Annotated in this window: 23 protein-coding genes; 10 read left to right on the forward strand and 13 right to left on the reverse strand. The window is 55.7% G+C overall.

The genetic code is table 11. From position 1 onward, the window contains the following. Positions 1-111 precede the first annotated feature (111 nt). The 5 genes from RBI05_RS14065 to RBI05_RS14085 form a co-directional block, all read right to left on the reverse strand. Positions 112-681 (reverse strand): GNAT family N-acetyltransferase, encoded by a 570-nt coding sequence (locus tag RBI05_RS14065; RefSeq protein ID WP_310551572.1) that lies wholly within the window; start codon positions 679-681, stop codon positions 112-114. 31 nt (positions 682-712) lie between these two features. Continuing rightward, a complete protein-coding gene (locus RBI05_RS14070) occupies positions 713-3136 on the reverse strand; it encodes an excinuclease ABC subunit UvrA (RefSeq protein WP_310551573.1) in 2424 nt (807 codons plus the stop codon). Between the two features lie 17 nt (positions 3137-3153). After that, the gene (locus RBI05_RS14075; protein ID WP_310551574.1) at positions 3154-3966 is read right to left on the reverse strand and encodes a transglutaminase domain-containing protein; all 813 of its coding nucleotides are present in this window, start codon (positions 3964-3966) and stop codon (positions 3154-3156) included. 71 nt (positions 3967-4037) lie between these two features. Continuing rightward, the gene (locus RBI05_RS14080; protein WP_310551575.1) at positions 4038-4583 is read right to left on the reverse strand and encodes a GNAT family N-acetyltransferase; all 546 of its coding nucleotides are present in this window, start codon (positions 4581-4583) and stop codon (positions 4038-4040) included. Between the two features lie 177 nt (positions 4584-4760). Continuing rightward, positions 4761-6944: an alpha-galactosidase gene (locus RBI05_RS14085; protein ID WP_310551576.1), complete on the reverse strand. Its 2184-nt coding sequence runs from the start codon at positions 6942-6944 to the stop codon at positions 4761-4763. Positions 6945-7067: 123 nt separating this feature from the next. Between RBI05_RS14085 and RBI05_RS14090 the strand changes: the two genes are divergently transcribed. The 4 genes from RBI05_RS14090 (at position 7068) to RBI05_RS14105 (ending at position 11375) form a co-directional block, all read left to right on the forward strand. Then, on the forward strand, positions 7068-7913 hold the full coding sequence (locus tag RBI05_RS14090) for an AraC family transcriptional regulator (protein WP_310551577.1): 846 nt from the start codon (positions 7068-7070) through the stop codon (positions 7911-7913). A 158-nt stretch (positions 7914-8071) separates the two neighbouring features. Then, positions 8072-8377 carry a chorismate mutase family protein gene (locus tag RBI05_RS14095; protein WP_150457784.1) on the forward strand — a complete coding sequence of 102 codons (306 nt, stop codon included), beginning with the start codon at positions 8072-8074 and terminating at the stop codon, positions 8375-8377. Continuing rightward, on the forward strand, positions 8377-10488 hold the full coding sequence (gene pabB, locus RBI05_RS14100) for an aminodeoxychorismate synthase component I (RefSeq protein WP_310551578.1): 2112 nt from the start codon (positions 8377-8379) through the stop codon (positions 10486-10488). Before RBI05_RS14095 ends, pabB begins: the two co-directional genes overlap by 1 nt. Continuing rightward, entirely contained in the window at positions 10485-11375 is an 891-nt protein-coding gene (locus tag RBI05_RS14105; protein ID WP_310551579.1) for a prephenate dehydrogenase dimerization domain-containing protein, read from the forward strand. The genes pabB and RBI05_RS14105 overlap by 4 nt, the downstream gene beginning before the upstream one ends. On the opposite strand, the gene RBI05_RS14110 is transcribed toward RBI05_RS14105, so the two are convergent. Continuing rightward, positions 11362-12012 (reverse strand): Crp/Fnr family transcriptional regulator, encoded by a 651-nt coding sequence (locus RBI05_RS14110; protein ID WP_150457787.1) that lies wholly within the window; start codon positions 12010-12012, stop codon positions 11362-11364. The genes RBI05_RS14105 and RBI05_RS14110 overlap by 14 nt on opposite strands. 108 nt (positions 12013-12120) lie before the next feature. On the opposite strand from RBI05_RS14110, the gene RBI05_RS14115 reads away from it, so the two are divergent. After that, a complete protein-coding gene (locus tag RBI05_RS14115; protein ID WP_310551580.1) occupies positions 12121-13086 on the forward strand; it encodes a DMT family transporter in 966 nt (321 codons plus the stop codon). A gap of 355 nt (positions 13087-13441) precedes the next feature. Here RBI05_RS14115 and RBI05_RS14125 read toward each other — a convergent pair whose 3' ends face one another. Together RBI05_RS14125 and sigK are read right to left on the reverse strand one after the other, a co-directional pair. Then, entirely contained in the window at positions 13442-13618 is a 177-nt protein-coding gene (locus tag RBI05_RS14125; RefSeq protein WP_310551581.1) for a hypothetical protein, read from the reverse strand. A gap of 131 nt (positions 13619-13749) precedes the next feature. After that, complete coding sequence (sigK, locus tag RBI05_RS14130; protein ID WP_310551582.1) at positions 13750-14451, reverse strand: RNA polymerase sporulation sigma factor SigK; 702 nt, start codon at positions 14449-14451, stop codon at positions 13750-13752. Positions 14452-14837: 386 nt separating this feature from the next. On the opposite strand from sigK, the gene RBI05_RS14135 reads away from it, so the two are divergent. Beyond that, a complete protein-coding gene (locus RBI05_RS14135; protein ID WP_310551583.1) occupies positions 14838-15596 on the forward strand; it encodes a copper amine oxidase N-terminal domain-containing protein in 759 nt (252 codons plus the stop codon). A gap of 3 nt (positions 15597-15599) precedes the next feature. Here RBI05_RS14135 and RBI05_RS14140 read toward each other — a convergent pair whose 3' ends face one another. Further along, on the reverse strand, positions 15600-16361 hold the full coding sequence (locus tag RBI05_RS14140; protein WP_310551584.1) for a hypothetical protein: 762 nt from the start codon (positions 16359-16361) through the stop codon (positions 15600-15602). A gap of 2 nt (positions 16362-16363) precedes the next feature. Continuing rightward, a complete protein-coding gene (locus tag RBI05_RS14145) occupies positions 16364-17236 on the reverse strand; it encodes an ABC transporter ATP-binding protein (protein WP_310551585.1) in 873 nt (290 codons plus the stop codon). Positions 17237-17402: 166 nt separating this feature from the next. Between RBI05_RS14145 and RBI05_RS14150 the strand changes: the two genes are divergently transcribed. Beyond that, positions 17403-18695, forward strand: coding sequence for a DNA recombination protein RmuC (locus RBI05_RS14150; protein ID WP_310551586.1), 1293 nt, complete (start codon positions 17403-17405; stop codon positions 18693-18695). A gap of 56 nt (positions 18696-18751) precedes the next feature. On the opposite strand, the gene RBI05_RS14155 is transcribed toward RBI05_RS14150, so the two are convergent. Further along, the gene (locus tag RBI05_RS14155; RefSeq protein WP_310551587.1) at positions 18752-19552 is read right to left on the reverse strand and encodes a MerR family transcriptional regulator; all 801 of its coding nucleotides are present in this window, start codon (positions 19550-19552) and stop codon (positions 18752-18754) included. 106 nt (positions 19553-19658) lie between these two features. Between RBI05_RS14155 and RBI05_RS14160 the strand changes: the two genes are divergently transcribed. Continuing rightward, positions 19659-20000, forward strand: a complete 342-nt coding sequence (locus RBI05_RS14160) for a DMT family transporter (RefSeq protein WP_150457801.1) — start codon at positions 19659-19661, stop codon at positions 19998-20000. Next, a complete protein-coding gene (locus tag RBI05_RS14165) occupies positions 20000-20314 on the forward strand; it encodes a DMT family transporter (protein ID WP_310551588.1) in 315 nt (104 codons plus the stop codon). The genes RBI05_RS14160 and RBI05_RS14165 overlap by 1 nt, the downstream gene beginning before the upstream one ends. 48 nt (positions 20315-20362) lie before the next feature. On the opposite strand, the gene RBI05_RS14170 is transcribed toward RBI05_RS14165, so the two are convergent. Next, the gene (locus RBI05_RS14170; protein WP_310551589.1) at positions 20363-23233 is read right to left on the reverse strand and encodes a putative bifunctional diguanylate cyclase/phosphodiesterase; all 2871 of its coding nucleotides are present in this window, start codon (positions 23231-23233) and stop codon (positions 20363-20365) included. Between the two features lie 203 nt (positions 23234-23436). On the opposite strand from RBI05_RS14170, the gene RBI05_RS14175 reads away from it, so the two are divergent. After that, positions 23437-25239: a methyl-accepting chemotaxis protein gene (locus tag RBI05_RS14175; RefSeq protein WP_310551590.1), complete on the forward strand. Its 1803-nt coding sequence runs from the start codon at positions 23437-23439 to the stop codon at positions 25237-25239. Between the two features lie 79 nt (positions 25240-25318). Here RBI05_RS14175 and RBI05_RS14180 read toward each other — a convergent pair whose 3' ends face one another. Beyond that, a complete protein-coding gene (locus tag RBI05_RS14180; RefSeq protein ID WP_310551591.1) occupies positions 25319-26275 on the reverse strand; it encodes a 3'-5' exoribonuclease YhaM family protein in 957 nt (318 codons plus the stop codon). Positions 26276-26453: the final 178 nt, after the last annotated feature.

Here is a 26453-nt window from a genome sequence, read left to right on the forward strand (position 1 = left end):
ATCCTGCAAAATATAGCTTATATACCCACATTTCGAGCTATTGAAACATAGCCCGGACAACAAAAAAGAGCGCCCAGGAGATTATCGCGTCTCCCTCATGGGGGACCAGCGCTAAAGCGCATACTCTTCCAGAAGCAATCCGTATATCTCCAAATCCACAATACCTTGCCCGGACCAGAGAGCCGCTTGTCTCAACGTTCCCTCATACTTGAAACCATTTCTCAGCAGCACCCGCTTCGACGCGCCGTTTCCCGGCATGACCTCGGCTTGAATCCGGTTCACCTTCACTTGCTGAAACAGAAAGCGCACGACGAGTCCTACCGCTTCCGAAGCTATGCCCTGCCCCCAGCGGGATTCCGACAAGTAGTAGCCCAGGGTTAAAGCGTTCACTTTCTGATGGATCTCAAAAACCTCTATAATTCCTAATAAAGAATCCGGATCATCTGAGAAGAAGATTCCCCATTTCACTCTTGATTTCTTCTGAAAATCACGGCTGAAGTGCCCGATCATCGTCTTCAGCGTCGCTCTGTTGTTCTTGGGAAGAATGCCGCAGTATTCAAATACCTTCTCATTGCTGTAGAGCTCATACACCCCATCCAGATGTCTGTCTTCGATTTCGCGAAGCGCAAGACGCCCGGATTCGATTTCAGGAAAAGCACAGAATAAACGGTCGATTACCACGCTGGATTTCTCCCCTTTTCACTTTCTCGCCCTATAGAAGGAACGATCCTATGACCGATCCGGCGTGGGCCTTCAATTGTTCCGGAGTTCCAGTTGCGACGATTTCCCCCCCGCGGTCCCCCGAACCCGGTCCGAGCTCGATCAGATAATCACAATAGGACAGGACATAAGGATCATGCTCAATCAGAAGAACAGAATGGCGGTTGCCTGCCAATCGGCTCAATATCATCAGCAATTTCTCGGCGTCGTAATAGCTCAGACCGACCGTAGGCTCATCCAGAATATACAGACAGCGTCCGTCTTTGCTCTCTTTCCCCAGCTCTCTTGCAAGCTTCAGCCGCTGGGCCTCTCCTCCGCTCAAGGTAGTCAGACTCTGCTCCAGAACGATGTACCCCATCCCCAGTTCTTCGATGACGGCAAGCAGGTTCCGCACTTTGGACTGATCTTCAAAAAAGGCATGGGCCTCGGCAACCGACATTCCCAGGATGTCGGAAATGCTGCGCTCCTTGTATTTCACCTGGAGCACTTCCGCCTTGAAGCGGGTTCCCTCGCAACCCGGGCATTCTTCATTGAAGGCCAGGGGTCCCATGGCTCTCTTGATATACCCGTATCCGTTGCATACCGGGCAGGAGCCTGCCGAATTGAAAGAGAAGGACCCTTTGGTGAAATCCCGGCGGATTGCTTCTTCCTGCATGGCAAAAAGCTGGCGGATCGGTTCCCATATGCCGAGGAACGTCGCAACGATTGAATTCTCATGTCTGCGGGCCAGCTGCTGGGTCACGATGATCCAGCTTTCCACATTCTCGGCGCCTTCCAGCACAGCCTCCGAATTCGGCTCATTTGTCTCCCTTTCGCCATAGATTTCATCCTCGCCGTCCGGCTGCCGCTTGTCCGCCTGCTTCTCTCTGAAGTGCGACTGCAGCTTCGGAATGAGCGTGCCCATCATAAGGGAGCTTTTGCCGCTCCCGGACATCCCGCAGATTCCGACGATTCCCTCGAGCGGAATATCCACATCGACGCTCTTCAGATTATGGATTTGCGCATTCCGGATGGAGAGCTTCGGACCCGGCGTCTGGGTCTGAAAGACATAATCCTTGGGCGGCATCGGCTTGTGACGCAGATATCGCGACGTTATCGACTCCGAACTCCCAAGGAACCCGGCCAAGTCGCCTTGATAGACAATCGAACCGCCCAAGCTTCCCGCCTCCGGCCCGAAATCCAGAATATAATCGGCTTCGCGGATGACGCTCTCATCATGCTCTACGACAATCACGGTATTGCCTTGCTGCTGCAAGGAACGAAAGCTCTCGATCAGTTTGCCTTTCTCCCTTTCATGCAGGCCGGCCGTCGGTTCATCGAAGATATAGATGATGGAGTCGATTTGAGCGGAGAGATGGGACATCATGTGCAGCCGCTGAATTTCCCCGCCGCTTAACGAAGGCAGCTCCCGGTATAAATCCAGGTAAGACAATCCGACCCTTTCCATACAATCCAGTTTCCTCAGAATCTCTTTCAGGAGATGAGCTACAAAGGCGTTGTGCGGTCTGGAGTCCAGGTAATGCCGAAAGAAAGCGCCCAGTCCGGACAGATTCATCCGGCACAGCTCTCCGATATGCTTCCCTTCTATTTGGATCGAAAGAGCTCTTCCCCCGAGCCGGTAGCCATGGCAGGCCGGACAGGTCCGGGTCGTATGAAGATCCGGCAGCTGCTGCAGGTTTACCTTCTTCAATTTCTCCTCGATGACGATTTTCACACCGTAGAAGATGAGATGTCCTTTGCTCTGGGAACGTTTGGGCCGGTAGTGCAGAAACACCTCTCTGGCTTCATCGGTTAGCTGCGAGAATGGCGTATCCGCGGCCACTTCGTACTGCTTGATAAAGTTATCGAACCGCTTGGACACATATTCCTTCTCTTCTTTCTTGCGCTGAGGAAATTGATAGGCCCGCTCATGCCAGACCTCGATGGTCTCCTTCTCCGAAGGAAGAATGCGGGCAATGTTCACTTCGCTGATGGTCCCTCTGCCGCTGCAGGTCGGACAGGCGCCGTGAGGAGAGTTGAACATGAACATTCCGGGAATATAACCAGGGGACGAACTTCGTTCTTCCCCTTCCCTGGTCCCTTCGTTGACATAGATCAGCGCCATCAGATTCAGGAGCCGGGTGACCGTTCCTACAACGGACCTTGGATTCAAATTGCTGACTGTCCTCTGCTGCACGGCAATGGTCGGACTCAGTCCCTGGATCATGTCGAACGAATCGTAGTTGACTACTTCATGCGCCATGCCTAGCGCCTCCAGGTAGAGCCGCTGCCCTTCCTGATGGAGCGTATCGAAGATAAAGCTGGATTTGCCCGATCCGCTCACCCCGGTGACGACGATAAATTGATTCTTCGGAATCGACGTTGTGATGTTCCGGAGATTGTGCAGTCTGGCATTGTACACTTCAAGATCTTTCATTCTCTTCGTCCCTTCTCTCAGGATTGGAAATGCAGGGCATCATTCTCCTCAAGAATCCTTTGCAATTCTTCCCTGTGCAGGTCCGGATCCTCCAGACAGACCGCAATTTCATCCAGCAGCTGCAGCTCTTCGAAATCCAGGTCTTCCATATCCCTCTGACAGATCGGGGGATAGTCCCAGTAACGCAGTTCCCGTCCCAGAACCGCATGCAGGTCATAGCAGAGATTGTTGCGGATATAGGCCATCCCCCAGGACTTCTTCACCCCGAACAGCTTCGGGTTGATCTCTTTATCCCTGGCCATCAGCCAAGCCTCGCCCGCCAGCAAATAATCGTCTCCCCGGAGATCGACAATCTGCATATCGGGATCGACCCGGATCCACCGCTCCTCTTTCTCCCCCCACACCTCGCAGATCCAGTGGTCGATATACTTCAGTTCATTCTCCGAAAGATACCGCGCGAATCCTACCCTTAAGCGCGCCGGTATCCCTTTGGAACGGGCGATGGACAGAAGCAGAATCGAATGGAACCGGCAGGAGAGGATCAGCCTTTCCCGGGGAAGCCGTTCATCGATCAGGCCGTTCGCGTTGCGGTCCAACAGCGCTTCCAGCATGTCATGGACCGTATAGAAATGCTCGTCCTCATTCTTCCTATGGGAAGCGAGCAAGTGCCGGACTTTCTTGACCGCCGCCGGGTGAATCAACTGGCACTTAATCAAGCGGCACAGCTCGCTCCAGTCCTCCGGCATGCCTTCGTACAAATAAGCAAGTTCATGCGGGTTCGTGTTGGGCGTATAGGATTGATAGAACTGCAGCAACTGAAGTTGATTCATCCGAGTATCCCCTTTTATTGGCGCTTCTCCGTTTCATCCGTGACCGGTCCTGGCTCCGGGTATGCGCTTGCTCACCTGTCGTCAGGATTAATAATCGCCAGCACCAGATGGTCCTCCCACCGGCCGTTGATCCGGACGTTCTGCCGGGCAAGACCTTCCTGATGGAAGCCGGATTTCATCAGCACCCGGATGGAGGCGACATTATGCGGCATGACCCCCGCTTCGATCCGGTGCAGCCCCAACTGGCGGAAGCCGTAGTTGACCAGAAGCCGGACGGCTTCTGTCGTATAGCCTTTGCCGTTATAGGCGCGGGACAGGTCATAGCCGATCAGCGCGCTTTGAAGCGGACCTCTTCTTATTTGAAAAAGACTGATCGTCCCGATCAGCCTGCCGTCGGTGTTCGCGAAGATTCCGAACTCGTAGGCCTGGTCCTGCTTTCTGGCTTCCTCCTGCTTCCGGATATGTTGCAGCTGATGCTCCAGCGTGTAGAAGCCCGGAGTTCGCACCGGAGAGAAGCGTTCAAACCAGTCGCGGTTCTCCAGCTGCAGCTCAAGCAGCATGGGCGCTTCGTCCGGTGTGATCTCCCTAATCTCGATGTGGGGTCCTTGAATGGTCATCGCCTCCCTGTTGCCTAATAGAATAACACGGCTGCTCCCTTCCTTCCATCAGCAATAAAAAGGCCCGTTCCCCGTTGGAACGAGCCCCCTTCAATCTTCGATTTATCCCTTATTTGGCCTCTTTATGCCCCGTTTCGCAAGGAGAGGGCATTAGCTGAAGTAGGATAAAGCTCCGGTCTACTTTCTCTTCGCGTCTGCCGACTGCAGCCTGAACCAGACGCTCTCATAATCATTCTGCTTCATGTCCAGGGGCAAGCCCAGCTCCATCAGTCGGTCCCCCCCGTAGACGCAGCAGGCTCCGTCATCTCCGGACCTGACTTCATAGTCCCAATCCGGCTCAAGGCCGACCAGACGAACGGTGCGCCGGGGCGCATTGGGCACCGCCATAACCTGGAAGCAGTAGACCAAGGCTTCTTCCTTATCCTCCGATACAAACATCCAAGCCGCCTCGTTTCCTTCGAACGGACTCTTCAGCCGGTACAAATCGCCCTTCTGCACCAGACCGCGAATTTCTTTGTAATCCGCAACTTGACGCCGGACCGCCGTCTTCTCCTCTTCGGTAAACGCCGTCAGATCCAGCTCGTATCCGAAGTTCCCGGACATCGCGACATGGCCGCGGAAATCCAGCGGCGTCACTCTGCCGACCTGGTGGTTCGGCACAGCGGATACATGCGCTCCCATAGCGCTTGCCGGGTAGATCAGGCTGGTACCGTATTGAATCTTCAGCCGCTCTGCGGCGTCCGTATTGTCGCTGGTCCAGGTCTGCGGCATATAGTAGAGCATACCGGGATCGAAGCGTCCGCCCCCGCTTGCGCAGCTCTCGAACAGAATGTCCGGGAAGGCCTTCGTTATCCGCTCCAGCAGTTCATACAGCCCCAGTACATAACGGTGGGCGGTCTCGGCTTGGCGTTCGGGCGGCAGATCGGCCGAGCCGATCTCCGTCAGGCAGCGGTTCATATCCCATTTGATATAAGCAACCGGCACGGTGGAGAAAATAGCCGAGAGCGAATCGAAGATATAATCGCGCACCTCGCGGCGGGTATAATCCAGCACCAGCTGCCATCTGGCTTCGCTGCGTCTGCGGCCCGGGACATGCAGGCACCAGTCGGGATGCTTGCGGTAGAGCTCGCTGTCCGGAGAGACCATCTCCGGCTCCACCCAGAGCCCGAACTTTAATCCAAGCCCGTTGATCCGCTTCGCCACATCCGCCAATCCGCCAGGAAGCTTCCGCCGGTCCTCGAACCAGTCGCCGAGAGAGGAATTGTCGGAATCGCGCTGACCGAACCAGCCGTCATCCAGCACGAACAGTTCGATGCCAAGCTTGGCCCCCTCTTCCGCAATCGCTACGAGCTTATCCGCACGGAAATCAAAGTAAGTGGCCTCCCAGTTATTGACCAGAACCGGACGTTCCCGGTCCCGGTACTGTCCCCGGCACAGCCGGGTACGGTACAGGCGGTGATAGGTCCGGGACATTTCCCCCAATCCCTGCTTAGAGTAGACCATTACGGTCTCCGGTGTCTGGAAGCTCTCGCCGGGGTCCAGCAGCCAGGCGAAGTCAAAAGCGTTCATTCCGATGCTCATGCGCACAGAGCCGAAGGAGTCCAGTTCGGCGTCCGCTTCAAACCCGCCGCTGTAGACCAGGCTGAAGCCGTATGCTTCTCCCTGGGTCTCCGTCGTTCCTTGAGCCACCAGAGCGGCGAACGGGTTGAACTGATGGCTGCTCATCCCTCTTTTGCTGTCGATGCGGATTTCTCCCTGATGCAGCGGCTTGCGGGTCAGGTTGCCTTCTCGGGCCCAGGCGCCGGACAGATACACCATTTCATAATCGCTTTTTCCGGCAAAATCGACGCTTGCGCTCAGAGCGCGGCGCAGCCGCAGCTTCTTCTGCCCTTCATTGCAGAAGCGGACAGAGCGGGCGATCACATTCCGTTCCGCAAATATCGTGTAGGACAGCTTCACCCGCAGACCGGAGTAAGCATCCTCCAATTCCAGTTCCAGCGTCTCCGCTTCCGTCTCGTCCTCGGTATAGACAGCGGGAAGACCGGGCAGAGCCGGCTTTCCCGGATTCACCCGGTATCCCTTGTAGGTAAGCTCCGTAATCCGGGTTCCGTCCTCCAGCTCAACCTGATAGGCCGGATTCCGGAAATCCCCGCTCCCGTATTGCGGATATTCCTGCGGAAGACGGTCCAGTCCGGCTTGGTTCGGGGTATGGATCAGCAGATCCGTCAGCGATTCCCGGTGCTTCAGCCGGCTGCCCCAATATATATGCGCCGGATACCCGTTTATAATCTGTAAAATATAACTCATGCCTGTAGACGTCAGGTGGAACAGGCCGGTCTGTTCCTGAACGATGATGCCCATGACCGCAACTCCCTTTATGGTTTAATACTTGCAAGGATAAACCACCTTCAAGCATCAAGTACATAGCAAGATGATCACTAAATATGGCATAATACTAGATATGTTCAAGAGAGGAGCCTTGCAGTGATTGAATATTTGCCCGGCAGCCAACAGCATTCGGAGCTGCACCTGACGCAGTTCGGCAGGGAGGATTGCATTCCGGGCCACTTCTTTGGACCGGCCATAAGAACGCATTATTTGCTCCATTATGTGCTGGACGGAGAGGGGTTCTACGAGGTAGGCGGCGCACGTTATCCGCTGCGCCAAGGACAGGGATTTCTCATTTGTCCGGGGGTCATTACCTATTATCAGGCTTCCACGTCGAATCCCTGGTCCTATTGCTGGTTCGGGTTCGCCGGGACCTCTTCCGAGCTGCTGCTGAAGCAGGCGGGCTTATCCCGGAATTCCCCGGTCTTCCGCTACGGGAAGGACAACCGGATCGAGCAGTATTTGCAGTGGATGCAGGATTCCAAGGGGTTAGGCCAAGCGCGGGAAGCTGCGCTGACCGGTCTGATCTATCTGCTGCTCTCCCTGCTCATTGAGTCCAGCCCGGCACCGTCGGCTTCCGCCGAGCCCGCGGGATCAAGGGGCGAGCTTTACGCCGAGAGAGTCCGAAGCTTTATCGAAATGAATTATCCCTACAAAATTACCGTAGAGGATATTGCCCAATCCATCGGCCTCAACCGAAGCTACCTCTGCACCTTGTTCAAGCAGAGCATGCATCTCAGCATTCAGGAGTATCTGATCCGCCACCGAATCCGCAAAGCATGCGAAATGATGGGGAACGCCGAGCTCTCGATTGCCGACATTTCCCGATCCGTCGGGTATAACGACGCTCTGCTGTTCTCCAAGATGTTCAAGAAGGTCAAAGGCGCCTCGCCCCGGCACTACCGAGCCGAACTGCTGGAACAGGCTACCAAAAGGATCTAGTCTGCATATTCGTGAATGAGTATATATTCAATTCTACTAATAGATAGGGATTATCTCCATTAATCTCATCTCCTTAGTCCAATCTATCTATTTACAAATTAAGGAAGCCAACGTAGTGTTGACGTAGGATTGTAAAGGATGATAAAGGAGGAACCACTATGGTAGAGGACCACACGCTTGAAGCCTTACGAGGGGAACTGGACAAGATCGACGTACAATTGTTGAATACGATAAAAGCCCGTCTGGATTGTTGCGTTCAGATTGCGCTGCATAAGCGCGAACATCACATCCCGATGATGCAGCCGAACCGGATTCATTTTGTTCATGAACGAGCGGCACAATTTGCTGAAGCCTCTCATATTCGAGCAGACTTTCTAAGGCAATTGTACGAACTTATCATTTCAGAGACCTGCCGGGTTGAAGATATCATCATCGGCCATACAGGAGTTGGAGGACAACCGTAATGCCTAACCAGATTCATACCCTTCTGATCGACAACTACGATTCATTCACTTACAATTTGTACCAAATTATCAGCGAAGTGAATGGCACGCCCCCCGTTGTTGTTCGCAATGATGCGGACTGGAGGACCATTCCGCTTGAGAATATAGACAACATTGTCATTTCTCCGGGTCCGGGCAGACCGGACAGGGAGGATGATTTTGGAATCAGCGCAACGGCCATACTCCATTCCGGACTACCCGTTCTGGGGGTCTGTCTGGGCCATCAAGGGATTGCGCATCTGTTCGGAGGCCGCATTCATCACGCTCCCGAACCTATGCACGGACGTATCTCACCGGTGTTCCATAAGGGTACAGACATTTTCTCCGGCCTGCCCTCTCCGTTCTCCGTGGTACGCTATCATTCCTTGGTTGCGACAGAGCTAAGCGAAGACCTGGAGGCTATCGCGTGGAGTCCGGATGGCTTAGTGATGGGCCTTCGGCATCGCTCTCTTCCCATTTGGGGCGTACAGTTTCACCCGGAATCAATCTGCAGTGAATTCGGGAGAGAACTATTAACCAATTTCCGCGATCTGACCCCTTCTCGCACCGAGCGGGTACGCTCTCAGCAAGCGGTCGATCCAGCTGCAGCCTCCGGTTCTGCGAAGTACCGGATTCAATACCGCAGACTCGACGTCTTTCCGGATGCCGAGACAACATTCCAGGAACTCTTCTTAACTTCCGAACACGGCTTTTGGCTGGACAGCAGCCATGTTGTCGAAGGTCTCTCGCGTTTCTCCTACATGGGCGACGGCAGCGGCGTACACGCAGAGTACATGACCTATCGAGTTGCCGAAGGCGTAGTCCGAATTCATCGTAACGGCCAAGAAACCTTGTCCGTTCACCAGCCGTTCTTTGATTACCTCGATGAACAAATCCAGCTTCGCCATACGCCTGCGCCGGAAGGTCTTCCTTTTGCCTTTAATCTCGGCTATGTAGGGTATATTGGCTACGAACTGAAAGCCGAGACATGCGGAAGGAATCGGAACGATTCCGCCACCCCGGATGCGGCCCTGCTGTTTGCCGACCGGTTCATGGTTCTGGATCACCTGGAGAAGATCACGTATTTGGTATGCCTCTCGGTCGATGCGGATGATCGCGAAGCGATCGCCTGGTTCGATTCCATGGAGCGGCGCCTGGCCCGGCTCCCGCGCCAGTTGAACACGCAAGATCCGTCCCCGGCGCTTACGGCGGTCCCCGAGCATAATTTGAACCTCAAATTCCGTCATGACCGTGAATCCTACCTGAAATTAATTGACGCGTGTAAGGAGGAGATACGGAATGGGGAATCTTACGAAATTTGTCTGACTAACATGGCCACCCTACCTACCACTATTGACCCATGGACTACGTATACTCATTTGCGTCGCATAAGTCCGGTCCCTTATGGCGCGTTCCTGCATTACCCTGACCTCTCGGTGCTCAGCGCCTCGCCCGAGAGATTTCTGACCATTAATGAGGAACGCGTGGTGGAATCCAAGCCCATTAAAGGCACGCGCAAACGCGGCATCACTCCTTCAGAGGATGAACAATTACGCAATGAGTTGCTTAGCCAGGAGAAAGACCGCGCAGAGAATCTGATGATTGTTGATCTGGTCCGGAATGATTTCAACACCGTATGTACGGTCAACTCCGTCCATGTCCCCAGAATTTTCTATGTCGAAACCTACAAACCTGTGCATCAGCTCATCTCAACGATTCGAGGCACGCTGCGTCCAGATAAATCGACGGTGGATTGTATACGGGCAGCTTTTCCGGGGGGATCCATGACGGGCGCTCCGAAGATCCGCACCATGGAGATCATTGACCGGCTGGAGGACGGGCCGCGCGGGATCTATTCGGGAGGAATTGGCTGGTTCGCACTAAGCGGCCTCGCCGATCTCAGTATCGTTATACGAACGATTGTCGTCGGTGCAGATAGCGTTACTTTTGGAGTCGGGGGCGCCATAACGGCTTTGTCGGACCCCGAAGAAGAGTATGAGGAGACCCAAGTGAAGGCTCGGGCTATGATCTCGGCCATTACCATGTCGAGTCAGGACGCGGCAAGTCTGGCTTGGTCGGGTGACTTCACATGACCCGGCTCCTTCGTCGATGCGTCATAGCGGGGGGAACCGGCAGTGTCGGCAGCATGTTCGCCGCTCTTCTGGCCAAAGCCGGAGCGGAAGTCTCTCTGATCGACCTTCACTTCTCCGCTGTCAAATATAAACTGGTTCAATGTGATATCACCTCGCCGACTCCCGAAGCCGCAGCAGCGATCCAATCGGCAGATTTGGTGATGCTGTCCCTGCCGGAAGAAGCGGCTCTGCACGCGGTGTTCCTGGTAAGCCGTCTGATGAAGAGCGACTCGCTGCTCGTTCATACGCTTTCGGTACAGAAGCCTATGGCCCTGGAGATTGAAGCTTTGGGCATCTCACAGGAGGTCGTGGGGCTGAATCCGATGTTCGCACCGGATCTAGGCATCGCAGGCCGTCCGGTCGCAGCCATTATCCGGAACGAGGGGCCTCGTGCGGCGGAACTGCTCGACTTATTATCGGGTCTGGGGGGACGCGTAGAACGGCTGGAAGCCGAAGAACATGATGGGCTGGTGGCGGCCATGCAGGCGCTTACCCATGCCAGTATCCTATCTTTTGGACTGGCGCTCTCTGCTCTCCATGTCGATATCGCCAAATTAAGCGCTCTTGCGCCGCCTCCCCATTCCACCCTGCTTGCCTTGCTGGCCCGGATCAGTTCGGGCACTCCGGAGGTCTATTGGGATGTACAAACGGCGAATCCGAATGCGTCGACAGCGCGCAGCATGTTGATTGCCGCTGCCGATCGACTGCATGTGCTGACGACGGCCGAATCCGCCTTCCATGATTTTACCGATGTATTGAATAACATCCGTGAGATGTTTGGAGACGAGCTCGCCTCGTATCAGGCGCTTTGTTCCTCGATATTCAAGGGATCGTCTAGAATCCTATAAATTCGCTCAATGCCGCCCGATTGAGGATAATGACCTTCTTATACTGCAAATCAATCCATCCTCGCTGCTTGAAGTCATTCAGCACCTTCGTAACCGTAACTCGGTTCAATCCCAGGCATACAGCCAGTTCCTCATGAGAATACGGAATGCAGTTCTCCCGGATTCCCTTGTCTTTATTCGGGTATACCGTTTCATCCAGCAGGAAACTGGCTACTTTCTCATAGCGATTATACAAGTTCGAACGCTTGAGCTGATGAGACAAATGACTGCATGTGCTGGATAAGAGTTGGAACAGAATGAAGGTAAGCTCCTTCGATTGATTCAGATAAGGAGAGAGACTTTCCAGGGTACACGATACCAATTCCACCTCATTCACGGCATCTACGGTTGTTTGCCTTGTCGCTTCGTAGAGAAAGGAGGACTCCCCGAAGATACGTCCCTTCTCCACGATTTCAATCGTCAGTTCCTCCCCTTCCTTAGATATGCAGTAGACTCTCACTCGTCCTTTGGTAATCAGATACAGGCGGTTGGCTTGATCCCCCTGCATATAGATTCGTTCCCCGGGGCGGACTCCCATGCTGTTTCCGGCCTGCTGGAAATAGGGATATAACGACTCCGGTACCTTTATTGTTACCATTCTACCCTCCCGACAAGATTCACTGGATTGTAGCCTATACTACAGGTAAGCTGAACAATCCATGTTATTTTTTGGTATATATTATATTGAAATACCGGAGGAGATGGAATGCAAGACAGTAAAAAAGTAGGGCGTCTGTTCGCGATATTAGGAGGCGCGTGCTGGGCGCTATCCGGGGTATGCGGTCAATACCTTTTTCAGTATCAGCAGTTAACTTCCGAATGGCTCGTATCGGTCAGACTTCTAAGCGCGGGCGCTCTTCTGCTTATCCTGCTTATCCTCAAAGGCCAACCCGTATTGGCTGTCTGGAAAGAGAGAAACAACAGGATAGATATGCTGATTTTCGCAACATTAGGAACCGCTCTATGCCAATACTCGTATTTCTCGTCGGTCGCCACTTCGAATGCCGCTACGGCCACATTTATCAGCTACACCAGCCCTATATTTATTATTCTCTACACTTTGATTGGAACCAAACGGAGACCAGCCAAATTGGAAATGATCGCGGTAGGCCTGATATTGGCAGGGATTTTTGTTGTGGCTACGCATGGGAATATCCATTCCTTATCCATCTCTCGGGAGTCTTTAATCTGGGGATTGGTAAGCGCCGCCTCCTTTGGCATCTATAGCACTCAGCCGCAGCGGTTAATGAACAAGATGGGGACTCTGGTAGTGTCGGCCTGGGGAATGCTGATAGGCGGCGCGGTTCTTTTTTTGATTTTCAGACCCTGGCACTCAAGCGGCATCCATAGTACACAAGCCTACCTGGCCATGGGTGCGATTATATTCATCGGAACTCTCTTATCCTACACCCTGTATTTGGAAGGGGTGAAGCGGATCGGAGCGACCCAAGGAAGCCTTCTCTCTTCTGTAGAACCGGTAATCGCTACCGTCCTTTCCGCGGTATGGCTCCATGAAACCTTTGAGATCATCGACTTGGTAGGATTTGGGCTGATTCTATCGACAGTGATCGTCCTTGCCAAGGCGCCGCATGGAAAGGCGGGATCAAGAACGCGCCGATCCAAGAGACGAAGTGAGCCGGCAAGAGGCATTGCGGGGAAAGCCGAGTTGTAGGTCTTAGGCCGTCTGAGATGATCGAAACCCTTTTAATAGCGACGAATAACCATAGAGACCTGCCTCCCGGCAGGTCTCTTGTTCTCACTCTCATTTCTTCGCCTTATAAAACTCCCGCTAGAGTAGTTTCCACAGTAAAGTCCCACTTATTTCGGATACATTCTCTTGCTATTCTTATAGCTTCTTTACCAGCAGAAACTTTGCTTTGTTCAGGATGCTCCGCATTTATTTTGCGAGCAAGCGTATCCGGATCAATATTCACACTTACCCCTAGCCGGTCAACAATCAGGTTACGGATAGTGCTCTTGCCACACTTCCATTATTACCAGCAAACACAAACATCGTTGCAACCGTTTCATTCATGGGTAAAATCCAGTTTATTCATTTTCTCGATCTTACCCGTACTATATTCTTTCACTATATGCCCTTCGGCTGTTTTATATACAATATATGTCCCGTTAGCTTTAGCATCCAACTTCGCGCGATCCCCCGTTAATCGAATCCATTTAGCAAGGTCCTGTGTATTGATCATTATATACACCTCATTTCCACGTATAATTCAAGTATAACACAGAGCTACTGTGTTCTTTAATATCCGAACTCTCTCTGACCGTCCAAGGACATTAACATAAAAAGACCCGCCAGCGGCAGGTCTGTCTCCTCTCATTTCTTCGCCTTATAAAACTCATGATACAACTTCATGAGCGCCCTTTTTTCTATTCTTGAGACATAACTCCGCGAAATCCCCAGCTCCTTCGCAATCTCCCGCTGCGTCCGCTCCTCCCCGCCGGTGTCCAGGCCGAAGCGGCCGACCACGACCTCTTTTTCCCGGTCATCTAGAATGTCGAGGTTGCGGTAAATCTTGCTCTTCTCGATCTTAAGATCGACTTCCTTCACGATGTCGTCCGCGTCCGAGCCGAGAATATCAATTAACGTAATTTCGTTGCCTTCCTTGTCCGTTCCAATCGGGTCGTGCAGGGAGACGTCCTTCTTGGTCTTCTTCAGCGAGCGCAGATGCATCAGAATCTCGTTCTCGATACACCGCGCCGCGAACGTCGCCAGCTTCGTCCCTTTGTTCGGTCGGTAGCTCTCAATCGCCTTGATGAGCCCGATCGTGCCGATGGAGATAAGGTCCTCCATGTCTTCACCGGTGTTGTCGAATTTCTTGACGATGTGCGCGACCAGCCGCAGGTTATGTTCAATCAGCAAATTACGGGCCTTGGCGTCTCCCTCGGCCATCATTCCTAAGTATTTGGCTTCATCCTGCTCCGAGAGAGGCTGGGGGAACGCATTGTTCCTCACGTACGATACCAGCAGCGTCAGTTCTCGAATCAGCAGCGCAATGGTGCTGAGCAATCCCGGCACTTTAAGCGACACCTCCCGCACATGTACCCGTGACTCCGTCTCGCTTCGGCTTCATGGTCAGTTCATTCTATGTAGGCGGGTGCCCGGAAGTGCCTGTACCGGGGAAAAACAGCGATCTGCCCGGGAATTCTAATAAAGATAATTTAGTAAATCAACTAGTAAAATTAGTCATACGGGGTTAAATCAAGCTGTATAACGTCAATATACTAAACCAGCAAACGTAAATCTTAATCATTTGCCGATGGATGAATTTGAATTTTTTATATTTTATACATATGATTATATTGTAATTTATGCAAAAAAAGAGGAAAAATCATGAAGTTATGTACTACGTTGAAAGCAAACCTAATAACCCTCCTCCCTTTTGTTGAAAGGACGAACAAACGATGAATTGGTTAAAAAGGTCCTCTCTTTTTACTTTCTTATTGCTCCTCTCTCTCCCCATCCCTTGCAGCGCGTTGGGAAAATCAGCAGCCACTCCTGTTCATCTTCGCATAAATCAATACTATGTCCTTTACACCGCTCCTGCTTCCCCCTATGTGGACAACGGCCGGTTGTATTTGCCGCTGCGTTCACTGAGCGAATTGCTGGGTGCCCAGGTGACCTACGATTCAGATACTGCAACTGCAAATATCTTGTTCAAATCCAATCGGCTTCAGATCCATATCCATAACCAAGCAGACCAGGTTCAGATTCGGCAACAAAGCATTTACGTCCCCGTCCGCATCCTCCTGAACGGGCTTGGGCTTAACGGCGTTTGGGATCAACAAACGAAGATGCTGAGGATCCAGGAGGAGCGCGCACAAACACTGGAACGATTTCAATTGGCATCCGAACTGGATCAGACATCCATCCTATCCAGCGAAGCGTTTCTGCCTCTCTCCTTCACTTGGAAGCAGGTGACCTCCAGCGGCCACCATAAGATGAGACTATCGGTAACCGCCAAAAATATATCCGGACACCTGATTCCCGAAGGGCAGGAAGATCTGCATCCGACTTATTTCTTCAAAGGCGGGGTCACCCTGGAGTCGCTCACTCGTCCGCGGCCCGCGATAAAGAGCAATGAAATCTTCACACGTGAATGGGAACGCACTCTAAATCAGACCCCCCAGTATATCCTGCTGGAAGGGAGAACGATCCAGTAGCCTTTAAGACTGCCGGTTCATCCTTGTTTCTCCGTCTTGGAGCTCCGTCCCGGAGTTCTGTCCGGCGAGTCCGCTGTTCGCCTTCATGAGCAGAAGATAGACGCCGGCAAGCAGACAGCCGCAGAGGAAGATCCACAGCCCCGACTGGAGTATCCCTTGAACATCCGGCACATCCTTCTGAAGAGCATTCATCAGCCGGGGCAGCGGCGGCAGCAAGTCGCTCAAAGCGTTTGGAAGCGACAACTGCTTCACCACCTCTTCATGTGCAAGGAACAGCAGCAGGACCAGGAGCATCCCTCCGAGAGATACGCTTTTGGAGCGAACCAGCAGCGGGTTGAACAAGGCTCCTACAACAAGGGCAAGGGCACCAAGAAGGAGATGGACCAGAAAGCTGCAGACAATCCAGACGAAGGGTTTCGGCCCAACGATACGCTGAGTTGCAAGCGGATAAACAATGGAGAAGAGGCTCAATAAGGCGACCGCCACGAGAGCAACCGTCAGCTTGGCCAGAAAGTAATGAGCAGGGCTTTTGGCATTCAGGCTGGTAATGATCTGCTGCGTACCATCCTCAGCGGCAAACACGGTGAAGGTAATCCACCCCGAAATCGCATATAAATACAGCGCCGTCATCGAATAGGTATCCACCATACGGTCGGTCGTATAGCTGTACTGCGCAACTATAAATACAGCAAACAGCAGAAAAGGCGCAAAGTAGTTGGAGGAGCGGAAATAGTCCTTGAGCAAAAAACGGACAAGGGCAACCATGTTCACGCCTCCTCTCTCTTTTGGGCGGAAATCCCCGAAATATAGTCGACCGCGAGCGGCTGAAGCTGCAGCAGCCTCCCCGCTTCGCGGGCGATAATCTCATGCAGGACCCTGTTCTGATTCGGTAAGCTGCATGACAGCCGTACCAGGCTGCCCTCCCGGTGAATCAGATGAACGTCCGCAAGTTGAAGTATGGGCTCCAGCCGTTCCTCGTGTTCCAGCTGCAGCACCATCTCCGTTAACGGAAGGCTCTGCTTCGTTCTGACCGCCCGCCCGGTTCCGTACTGAACCACCAGGACTTTATCGGCGATCTCCTGAATCAAGGATTGCTCATGGCTGGAGAAGAGCATGGCGACTCCCCTCTGCTTTAGACCGGACATGATGGAGGAGAAATCCTTCTGGAATATAACGTCCAGCCCGGAGTACGGCTCGTCCATCAGCAGCAGATCCGGCTGACGAAGAAGAGCCTGCATTACAACCGCCTTCTGCAGCATTCCCTTCGAATACGTCTGCAATCTCGCATCGGCCTGCGCCGCCAGTCCAAAATCCTTAATGAGCTGCGGCAGCAGCGCATTGACCTCATTTGCCGTCAAGCCTTGAATCCGTCCCATCGCGGTTAAATATTCAGTCAAGGTGAATCTCAATCTGGGAAGCGTATCCGGCAAATAAGCCATCCGCCGGCCCCGAAAGACGATTCGGCCGTTGTCCGGCTTCATCAGACCGGCAATCAGCTTAAGGAGCGTGCTTTTGCCCGACCCGTTCTTGCCGACGATCGCCAGCACTTCTCCTCTGTTCACATCCAGGGACAGGTCCGACAGGATGGGTCTTCCATTGAATTGCTTGCTGATGCCGGAGATGGATAGAAGCGTGCTCATTGCGCCCTCCTCATGGGACCCCATACTAGAAATATCCAAATTATAACATTCCCTGCTCCATCCTTCTATCTCCACTCGCCAGATATGTCTCTTACCGCCGGACAGCCGCCGGTGTACAATGATTCTAATAGAGAAGAATCTGAATAGAGAAGGAGAGATGGATTCTATGGACAATGCCCTGCTCGCAGCAAGCCTGCTGCTCAATCTGGCCGTGATCGGCCTGCTGCTGTTCCGGCGCACCGACTCAGGCGCTGCGCAGCTGCGCTCCGAGATTCAGCAGCAGTTCAAGCTTACCCGGGACGAGCTGAACGCCCGGCTGGAATCTGCGGGAAGCGCCCAGCTCAATCTGATGACCCGGCTGTCGGAGATGCAGAAGCGGGAGCTTTCGGCTGCGCTGAAGACGTCGAGCGATGCGGTCACGGGCCGGATCGGGGAACTGTCGGTTCTCCTAAAGAACGACATGAGACACAACGAGGAGCGGATCGACAAGCTGCGGGAGCGGGTCGAGGAGCAGCTGCGGCTGCTGCGGGAAGACAACCGCGGCCAGCTCGAGCAGATGCGCGCCACCGTCGACGAGAAGCTCCAGCACACGCTGGAGACGCGGCTCGGAGAATCGTTCAAGCTGGTCAGCGACCGGCTGGAGCAGGTGCACAAGGGCTTGGGGGAAATGCAGACGCTGGCGACCGGAGTCGGCGATCTGAAGAAGGTGCTGACCAATGTGAAGACCCGGGGCACCTGGGGAGAAGTGCAGCTGGGCAGCCTGCTGGAGCAGACGCTGACCAGCGAGCAGTACGAAGCGAACGTTGTCACGCGTCCGGGTTCGGCGGACCGCGTGGAATACGCCATCAAGCTGCCGTCCAAAAGCGGCGATGCGCCGTTCATCTGGCTGCCCATTGACTCCAAATTTCCGCTGGAAGACTACCAGCGGCTTCTGGAGGCGCAGGAGGCCGGGGATGCGGCCCTTGCGGCCGAGTCCGTCGGCAAGCTGGAGCAGCGCATCAAGCTGGAGGCCAAGACGATTACGGCCAAGTATATCGACCCTCCGCATACGACGGATTTTGCCGTTATGTTCCTGCCGACGGAGGGCCTCTATGCCGAAGTGCTGCGCCGCCCCGGCCTGGCGGACACGCTCCAGCGCGAATACCGCGTGACGCCGGCCGGACCGACGACGCTGGCCGCCCTGCTGAACAGTCTCCAAATGGGCTTTCGCACCCTTGCCATCGAGAAGCGTTCGAGCGACGTATGGCAGCTTCTCGGCGCGGTCAAGACCGAGTTCGGCACCTTCGGCGGCATTCTGGACAAGACCTACAAGAAGCTGCAGGAAGCCAGCAATACCATCGAGACCGCTTCGCGCAAAACGCGGACGATCGAGCGGAAGCTCCGCTCTGTCCAGGAGCTCCCGTCCGCCGAAGCCGGCCCGCTGATCGGGCTGGCGGAACCGGAGGAAGAACTGGTATAACGCGTCGGCCTGATATCCTCCTGCAACCGGCGGCTGCTTGCCGCCGGTTATATTGTTCAGGCGCGGTCCGCTCCCCCGGCGAAGAGCTGCAGCTCGACCGGATACCCGCCGCGCTCCAGACTGGCATCATAGAGGTCCACATCTACAGCCCACAAGCCTTCCAGCTCCTCCCCGGCGCATCCGAACCGCCCGGCGGTCCCTTCGATTCCGCTGACGTCCAGCCGCAGGCACCGGTACTCGCCTCCCGGCAGCGTAATCCGGCCGGGCGCCTCCGGACCCGGCTCCAGCACCTCAATGAATACATATTTGTCCGTCCGCCCCAGCCGGTAAAAATAAACCAGGCCCTGCTGATAGACGCTCGTCAGTCCCATTTCTTCGGCGCGCAGGAACAAGCCGCTCGCGGTGCGCATGAACAGCCGGGCATCGTCCGGAGCTCCGTTCCAGGGCTCGGTGAGCAGGTTCCGTTCACCGATGAAGCGGCGGTACTCGCCCTTCCGGTCTTTATAGCGCCGATAAGCTTCAATGCTGTCCGCCAGCCGGCGCATCCGGGCAAGCGTTGCCTGAATCCTGGCCGCCTGGCGCCTGGCAATCTCCTGCCCGTCCTCCAGGATGCGGTCCAGCCGGAGCGCCCCGCTCTCATCCTGATACCTTCCGAAGCGCTTCAACGGGATATTCAGCTCCACGCACATCATAATGACATCCAGTGTGACGAGCTGTTCCTGGGTATAATAGCGGTAGCCGGTGTCAGGGTTGACATAAGCCGGCTTCAGAATGTGCATCTCATCATAGTAGCGCAGCGATTTGACGCTGACTCCCTTCAGCTTCGAGACTTCGCCGATCGACAGATATTCTCTCATGATTTTCCTTTCTTCGGACAGTTGACTCTACCCTTATAGGATACTTTATAGTGTGAAGAGTTCCAAGCGATTGGAATGTAACATCTAACCGCAAGGAGAGATCATCATGAATCGCAACTGGCTCTATGTTCTGGTCGGCGGCCTGGTGGAAGTGTTCTGGGTGTCCGGATTGAAGCACGCTTCCACCGCCGCCGAATGGGCGCTCACGGCAGCCGCCATCGCCGCCAGCTTCTGGCTGATTATCCGGGCGTCCTCCCGTCTGCCCGTAGGCACGGTGTATGCCGTCTTCACGGGACTCGGAACGGCCGGTTCCGCCGTCGCCGAGGTCTGGTTCTTCGGAGAGCCCTTCCGTCTTTCCAAAATGCTGCTGACCGCCGTCCTGCTGGCCGGCATCATCGGTCTGAAGCTGTTGACCGACCAACCGGCCGGAGAAGGGGGGCGCTCCTGATGGAATGGATCCCTCTGATCCTGGCGGGATGCTGTGAAATCGCCGGCGTTGCCGGCATCAAGCGGATGACGAGAAAGCCGGGCCTCCTCTCGGCCCTTATGCTGCTGGCCGCCTTCGGATGCAGCTTCTCGCTGCTCTCGCTGGCCATGCGGAGCATCCCGATGGCTACCGCCTACGCCATCTGGACGGGCATCGGAACCGCCGGGGCCGCGTTTCTCGGCATGGTCCGCTTCGGCGAATCCCGCGACTGGCGGCGGCTGGTCTGCATAGCGGCCATCGTCGGCTCCGCCATCGGACTGAAGCTGCTGGGCTAACGGCCCGCTTCGCCGGGTATCCGCCCGTCTTAAACGCGACCGCCCGCTTTAGCGGGGACCGATTACCCTGCGGTCCGGTTCCCGCTCGCCGGCGGCGGCTGTCCGAAGCACTTCCTCCATCTCCTCCGCACTCAACGGGCGATAATAATAATAGCCCTGCACTTCATCGCACATGCGGCTCTCCAGGAAGTCGAGCTGGGCCTGCGTCTCCACCCCTTCGGCAACCACCTTCAGCCCGAGATTCCGGGCCAGCGAGATCATTCCTCTCGTAATCGCCTGATCCTTCGGGCTCTCTTCAATACCGTGCACGAATTCCATATCCAGTTTGACCTTGTCTACCGGCAGCTGCTTCAGCCGGCTCAGCGACGAATATTCCGTTCCGAAATCGTCGATGGAGATCGATACGCCCTTCTGCTTGATCTCCCCCAGCACCTGTACGATTTGATCCTGTTCCCGAATGGCTCCGCTCTCCGTCACCTCCAGCTCCAGGTCTTCGGGATCAAGCCCCGTCGCAGCCAGCGTCCCGGTCACCTTGGAAGCGAATCCCGGGTCCCGGAGCTGATGCACCGAGATGTTCACGGCCATGCGGACCCGGGGCAGCCCCAGATCCTGCCACGTTTTGTTCTGCTCGCATGCGGTACGCAGCACCCAATCGCCGATTGCGCTGATCAGTCCGGTACTCTCGGCAATCGGAATGAAGAGCTGCGGCGGCACGCTGCCGATCCCCGGCCGCTTCCAGCGGATCAGCGCTTCCATGCCGATGATCCGCCCGCTATGCAGGCTGAGCTGCGGCTGATAGAGCAGCCGCAGCTCTCCCCGCTCCAGCGCCCCCGCAAGGCTGTTGGCCACACTCAGCCGTTCGGACACTTCCTCCTTCATCGCCGCCGAGCAGAACCGGTACTGGTTCTTGCCGCTCTCCTTCGCCCTGAACATGGCGATGTCGGCATTCTTCACCAGCGTCTCGGCATCTCTGCCGTCCGCAGGATACAGCGCTACTCCGGCGCTGGCCGTAATATAGAATTTCTGTTCCTGGAGCCGGACCGGCCGCCGAAAAGCGGCCATGAGCCGCTCCGCTGCGCCGATCGCCTCGCCTTTATCCCGGATTCCGTGCGCAAGCACCAGAAATTCGTCTCCCCCGAACCGGGAGAGCATGCAGGATCGGCCAAGCGCCGCCTGCATCTCCCGGGCCACGCAGACCAGCAGCTCATCTCCCGCTTCATGTCCGAGCGTATCATTGATATTCTTGAACGAATCCAGATCGACGAACAGGACAGCCGCCATTCCGCCGCGCGCCTGTTCCCGGCTCAGGACCTCCTCGGCTCTGCGCCGGAACAGAATCCGGTTCGGCAGGCCGGTCAAATAATCGTAGAAGGCCAGCTGGTCCGCCTCTTCCTCGCTGTCCATCCGCTTCAGCGCCCCCGAGAAGAGATTTGCCATGATGGTCAGGAAGTCGGACAGCGAGTCCCGGAGGATGCCCGGCTTCCCGGCGGCGAGCCCCATACAGCCCAGCCATTCCTTCTGCCCGGGGATCGGAAGCATGGCGACGGAAGCCGTTCCTTCCGCATGAAGCTTGTCCTTCTGAACCGGCGGCTCGTCAGGCAAGTCATGAACGTCGATGATCGCTGCTCCGCCGTCCTTCATCCGCTCGAACCACCACTCCAGCCGGCTGCGCGTCAGATGCGGCAGAAACGGCCGGAGCGGAACCAGATCGCGGCGGTGCCATTCCCATAGGCTGGTGGCTCCTCCGTCTTCCCGGTCCTTGCGGAAGATGACGACCCGGTCCAGTTCAAAATGCCGTCCCAGCGCCTCCAGCGTCCGATGTGCCGCTTGCTCGATCCCGCCTCGGCCGGCGGCTGCGAAATCAGAGGAAATCTCCGTCATCAGCTTCTGAAGCTGAAGCTGGCGCTCGTTATGGCGAAGCCGGTATACATAGGTTCTATGTACGTAGTAGGCGATAACGAAGCACATGGCGAAGATACCGATCCGGGCCAGATAATCGCCTGCCCCCACTTCCACGGCAGTGCGGGGGACCCACAGCCAGAGGGCGCTCTGGGTCAGTACCGCCGTCAGGGTGAGTGCGACCAGCAGCAGCCGGCGTCTGAAGACAAGGGCGAACAGCATCAAGGCAAGCGGGAATGCCCAGACATTCAAGGCCGCTTCCCGCTGGAAATTCAGGGTAACGGCCGGAATGACCAGAACGAACAGAGCCAGGCTCATGTAGAGCTTGGCCGCCGAGTTGAAGCGGAGCTGGCCGATCAGACGGATCAGCGCTCCGAGCAGCAGCAGCAGAGCGCTGAAGCGAAGCGCAGCCGGCGCAGGCCCGGGGCCGCTTACGAAATAGGGAACGACCGCGTGCAGGATACCGGCGGCGACCGCAAGCAGGGCGAGTCGGTTATAGAGTCCGAGCGTGCCCGCTCCCGACAGAATCTCCTCGTCTTCGGGTTCCGTCTGCCGCAGCATGCCGTTCCGGCGAACGGCGGCCAGGACCAGAAGGTAGGGGAGCATCGGAACAAGCCCTGCGAGCCTCGCCATCGGGCCAGGAGGCGCAAGCCGGAGCAGCTCATCCGTCAGGAGAGCGAGTCCAAGCGCAGGAGCTGCGGCCAGAAGCAGCAGCCTGCGCTCCCGCTGCGCAGTCACCCGGGAACGGCGAAGCCGGATCATCAGCAGCGAGGCAAGCGTATAACAGACCCCCAGTCCCAGAATGGACAGAACGCGCCGGAAGTGAACGGACCCGAACTCGAGGGCCGGCAGTCCCGCTGCGCAGGCGAACGCCCATATGCAGAGCGACAACGACAGAACAAGGCACAAGAACCCGAGCATCCGGTTCACGCTGGCGGCGAACGTATAGATGCCCAGAAACAGGCAGAACGCATAAGCGACCACGTACAGAGTAGACATCACCTCGGGAAGCTGCTCCATCTTGCATCCTCCTCGCTCACGAATCAAATCGACAGACTGGAATTTAATCGGATATTAGTAGCTTAACCGTTTTGAAGGCGCTTACCTCATTCCCAGAGTTATCCACTCACAAATTCTTTAAGTATAAGATCTTTCAGGCCGATAAAAGAAAGAGAGGGGACTTCCCCAAGCATCAAGACTACTCCGAATAAGGCGGGATTGCCATGACTCAATTTCAACACATGTATCGAAGACTTGTGATTAAGCAGGAACTTAGCACCTATCTGCTGCCGGTTCCGGTTCTCCTCTATTTCATTCTGGTTCATATGGAGATCGGCCAGAAGCATTGGGGATATATCCTGATTGCCGCTACCGCAGCCGTTCTTGTCACGCTTGCTGCGGGCCTTGCCGTCAAGTCCTACTACATGCGGCCGATTCTGTCGGCAGTTCGTTTGATTGAACGCGGGGAGCGGGACGAAGACCTGTTTCGCACCGCCAAAATCAATGCCGCCCGGCTGCCAGTGGCGGAAGCACTGACCATCCTGCTGCGCTGGTTAGTCCTAGCCGGCAGCCTTATGAATGTGCCCGCTCTGACGCTGGGCTACGCCACCGGGCAGGAGTTCGCAGTGATGATGGCCTTCTTCGCCCTGACCGGCCTGGTCTCCATGCCGCTCTATTATTTTCTCACGGGGAAAGAAGTGTCGCGCTTTCTGGGACTGCCCGAGATCCGCGCCACCGAAGCCGTTCTTCCCTACCAATCCATCGGCATCGTGCATCGCATCGGACTGACGCTGCTGCTCTCCGTGATCTACCCGGTCGGCATGCTGCTCATTCTCATCTGGCTGGGCGCGTCCGGCTATCTCGCTCTGGAATCGGCGGTACCCGGCATTGCGCTGCTGCTCGTCATCTCCCTGGTCATGTCGGGCATCGCGACCGTGCTGCTTACCGGCCAGATCCGGCTGGCCTTCCGCAAGATTACGGACTGCTCGGAGCAGGTGCTGGTCAACGATTTCACCGGACGGATCGATCTGGTCCAGGACGGGGAGATCGGCCGGGTGATCGACGGCTTCAACGTGCTGATGGAGCACTTCCGGTCCATGCTGTCGACGCTGAAGCGGACGGTTGCCACACTGCATGACTCTACCTTCAGCGTCTCGGCCGTTGCCGAACAGACGAGCGCCACGACCCAGGAATTGTCGGCCAGCTCCGAGCAGATGCAAGGCAACGCCCGTACAGTGGCCGAGCGGATTCAGGAGATTGTCGCGCAGAGCGGGCATATCTCGGATATCGCCGGTCAGGTCAGCGCCTTCTCGGGAGACATTCGCGAACGTTCCGGTCTCGTAGCCGACTCTGTGGGCAGAGGCACCGAAGCGGCGCATGCGATGTCGGAGGCTATCGAAGAAGCCGTGAAGCAGTCCCACGATACCCGGGAGACGGTCAGCATCCTGTATGAGAAGACCCGGAGTATTCAGGAGATCGTGGCGGTTATCGCCGACATTGCCGAACAGACGAATCTGCTCGCGCTCAATTCCGCCATCGAAGCCGCCCGGGCCGGAGAGGCCGGCCGCGGCTTCGCCGTAGTGGCCGGCGAAGTCCGCAAGCTGGCCGAGAAGAGCAACGAGCAGACCCGACGCATCGCGGGCGAGCTTCAGGATATTTACCGCCAGACGGACCGGGCCATGCTCGGTTCCAGCGCCGTCTTCGAGCAGATGACCGGCGTCCAGGCCGAAGCTTCTACCATCCTGGAGCAGTTCGACCAATTGTCCAGGGATGCGGCCGAATTCGGCACCATGTCCGGGCAGATGTATGAAGATGCCGCCCGGCAGAAAGTCGCGGGCGGAGAAATGAATCAGTCCATGCAGATCGCCGGCGGTCTGATTCAGGAAATCTCCGGCCAGATCAGCGAAGCCGCCGCAGCAATCGGTGAACAAGCGCAGGCCGCTCAAGGCATTGCCGACGAGATGGAGGAGTTAAGCACGCTCGTCGATGAACTCGAGACCTATGTGGGACAATTCAAGATCAGCTAGGGGCGCCTTCTGCTCCAGCGCCAACAAGCCAACCGGATTTCCGGTTGGCTTGTTGGCTGACTCCCCTGCCGGGAGCTGTTCAGAGTTTTTGACGGTAGATCGCCTTGTTCTCCAGACCCCGGATGAACGGCGTCCACTCCTCGGCGTCGGGTGTCGTATCCAGCGCATCTTCCACCATCTGCAGCTTCGCATCCATAGCGTCAATATGATGAAGCGCGACCGCCTCGGCGGTCTGCGGCTGAACGGGGCTGCCCCACTCGCCGAGGTTGTGGTGGGAGAGCACCAGATGCTGGAGAGCGACCACCTTCGGCGATTCAGGCGCAATATCCAGCCGGATGGCTGCCTCCGTAATCCAGTTCGACGCCATCGAGATATGGCCGATCAGCTTGCCGGTCACGCTGTAATCGGAGACGATGCCTAGCTCGGCCGTCATCTCCTCCGTCTTGGCGATGTCATGCAGAATAATGCCCGCTTTCAGCAGATCGGGATTCAGGAACGGTCGCTGCCGGCACAGGAAGTCGCCGATCTCCAGCATCCGGGTCATGTGATACGCCAAGCCTGCGTAGTAATTGTGGTGATGGCTCTTCGCAGCAGGATAGTGCATCAGCTTATCCTCCACCTTCCGGATGCAGAATTCAACGATGCTCCGCAGCTGCGGATCGGCGATGCCTGCCGCCGCCTGCCGGATCGCATGGACCAGGTCAACCGGACGGACAGGAGCCGCACGGATGAAATCCGTCAGCGATACTCCGTCCTCCTCGTTGGCCAGCCGCATTTTCATAATCTTCACCTGCAGCCGGTCGCGGTACGTATGAGCCAGTCCCTGTACCTTGACCAGTCCCATGGGGAAGAACGTCTCCTTGTCGGTCTTGCTGACATCCCAGAACTTCGCATTGAGCTGGCCGCTGGAATCGCTGAGCGTAATATCGAAATAATCCTTGGGGGGATTGCCGTTCGTCTGTTTGACCGTCAGCTCGCGGATCAGATAAAAGCCGATGAATTCATCCTGCGCGGTCAGTTGATTAATCAAAGTCATGTAGAAGTCCTCCTGAATATTCACCAAAGTCTCTTCTTACAATTAGACACCGCCGGCTCCGTTCCTGTCCAGGACCCAAAAAAAGAAGTCCCTTCTCCGATTGAACTGTGACCCACAAGAAGGACACTTTGAAAAAAGTGACCCCTCTTGTGGGTCATTTGTGTTTTAATCAAGGTAC

Origin of the sequence: Paenibacillus glufosinatiresistens (assembly GCF_031470375.1) — a bacterium.
GTDB lineage: Bacteria > Bacillota > Bacilli > Paenibacillales > Paenibacillaceae > Paenibacillus_AQ > Paenibacillus_AQ glufosinatiresistens.

Coding starts and splice junctions, on each gene's coding strand:
- RBI05_RS14070 (WP_310551573.1), bottom strand. CDS start 3,136: ATGAAAGATCTTGAAGTGTACAATGCCAGACTGCACAATCTCCGGAAC.
- RBI05_RS14075 (WP_310551574.1), bottom strand. CDS start 3,966: ATGAATCAACTTCAGTTGCTGCAGTTCTATCAATCCTATACGCCCAAC.
- RBI05_RS14080 (WP_310551575.1), bottom strand. CDS start 4,583: ATGACCATTCAAGGACCCCACATCGAGATTAGGGAGATCACACCGGAC.
- RBI05_RS14085 (WP_310551576.1), bottom strand. CDS start 6,944: ATGGGCATCATCGTTCAGGAACAGACCGGCCTGTTCCACCTGACGTCT.
- RBI05_RS14095 (WP_150457784.1), top strand. CDS start 8,072: ATGGTAGAGGACCACACGCTTGAAGCCTTACGAGGGGAACTGGACAAG.
- pabB (WP_310551578.1), top strand. CDS start 8,377: ATGCCTAACCAGATTCATACCCTTCTGATCGACAACTACGATTCATTC.
- RBI05_RS14105 (WP_310551579.1), top strand. CDS start 10,485: ATGACCCGGCTCCTTCGTCGATGCGTCATAGCGGGGGGAACCGGCAGT.
- RBI05_RS14110 (WP_150457787.1), bottom strand. CDS start 12,012: ATGGTAACAATAAAGGTACCGGAGTCGTTATATCCCTATTTCCAGCAG.
- RBI05_RS14115 (WP_310551580.1), top strand. CDS start 12,121: ATGCAAGACAGTAAAAAAGTAGGGCGTCTGTTCGCGATATTAGGAGGC.
- RBI05_RS14125 (WP_310551581.1), bottom strand. CDS start 13,618: ATGATCAATACACAGGACCTTGCTAAATGGATTCGATTAACGGGGGAT.
- RBI05_RS14135 (WP_310551583.1), top strand. CDS start 14,838: ATGAATTGGTTAAAAAGGTCCTCTCTTTTTACTTTCTTATTGCTCCTC.
- RBI05_RS14140 (WP_310551584.1), bottom strand. CDS start 16,361: ATGGTTGCCCTTGTCCGTTTTTTGCTCAAGGACTATTTCCGCTCCTCC.
- RBI05_RS14145 (WP_310551585.1), bottom strand. CDS start 17,236: ATGAGCACGCTTCTATCCATCTCCGGCATCAGCAAGCAATTCAATGGA.
- RBI05_RS14150 (WP_310551586.1), top strand. CDS start 17,403: ATGGACAATGCCCTGCTCGCAGCAAGCCTGCTGCTCAATCTGGCCGTG.
- RBI05_RS14155 (WP_310551587.1), bottom strand. CDS start 19,552: ATGAGAGAATATCTGTCGATCGGCGAAGTCTCGAAGCTGAAGGGAGTC.
- RBI05_RS14160 (WP_150457801.1), top strand. CDS start 19,659: ATGAATCGCAACTGGCTCTATGTTCTGGTCGGCGGCCTGGTGGAAGTG.
- RBI05_RS14165 (WP_310551588.1), top strand. CDS start 20,000: ATGGAATGGATCCCTCTGATCCTGGCGGGATGCTGTGAAATCGCCGGC.
- RBI05_RS14170 (WP_310551589.1), bottom strand. CDS start 23,233: ATGGAGCAGCTTCCCGAGGTGATGTCTACTCTGTACGTGGTCGCTTAT.
- RBI05_RS14175 (WP_310551590.1), top strand. CDS start 23,437: ATGACTCAATTTCAACACATGTATCGAAGACTTGTGATTAAGCAGGAA.
- RBI05_RS14180 (WP_310551591.1), bottom strand. CDS start 26,275: ATGACTTTGATTAATCAACTGACCGCGCAGGATGAATTCATCGGCTTT.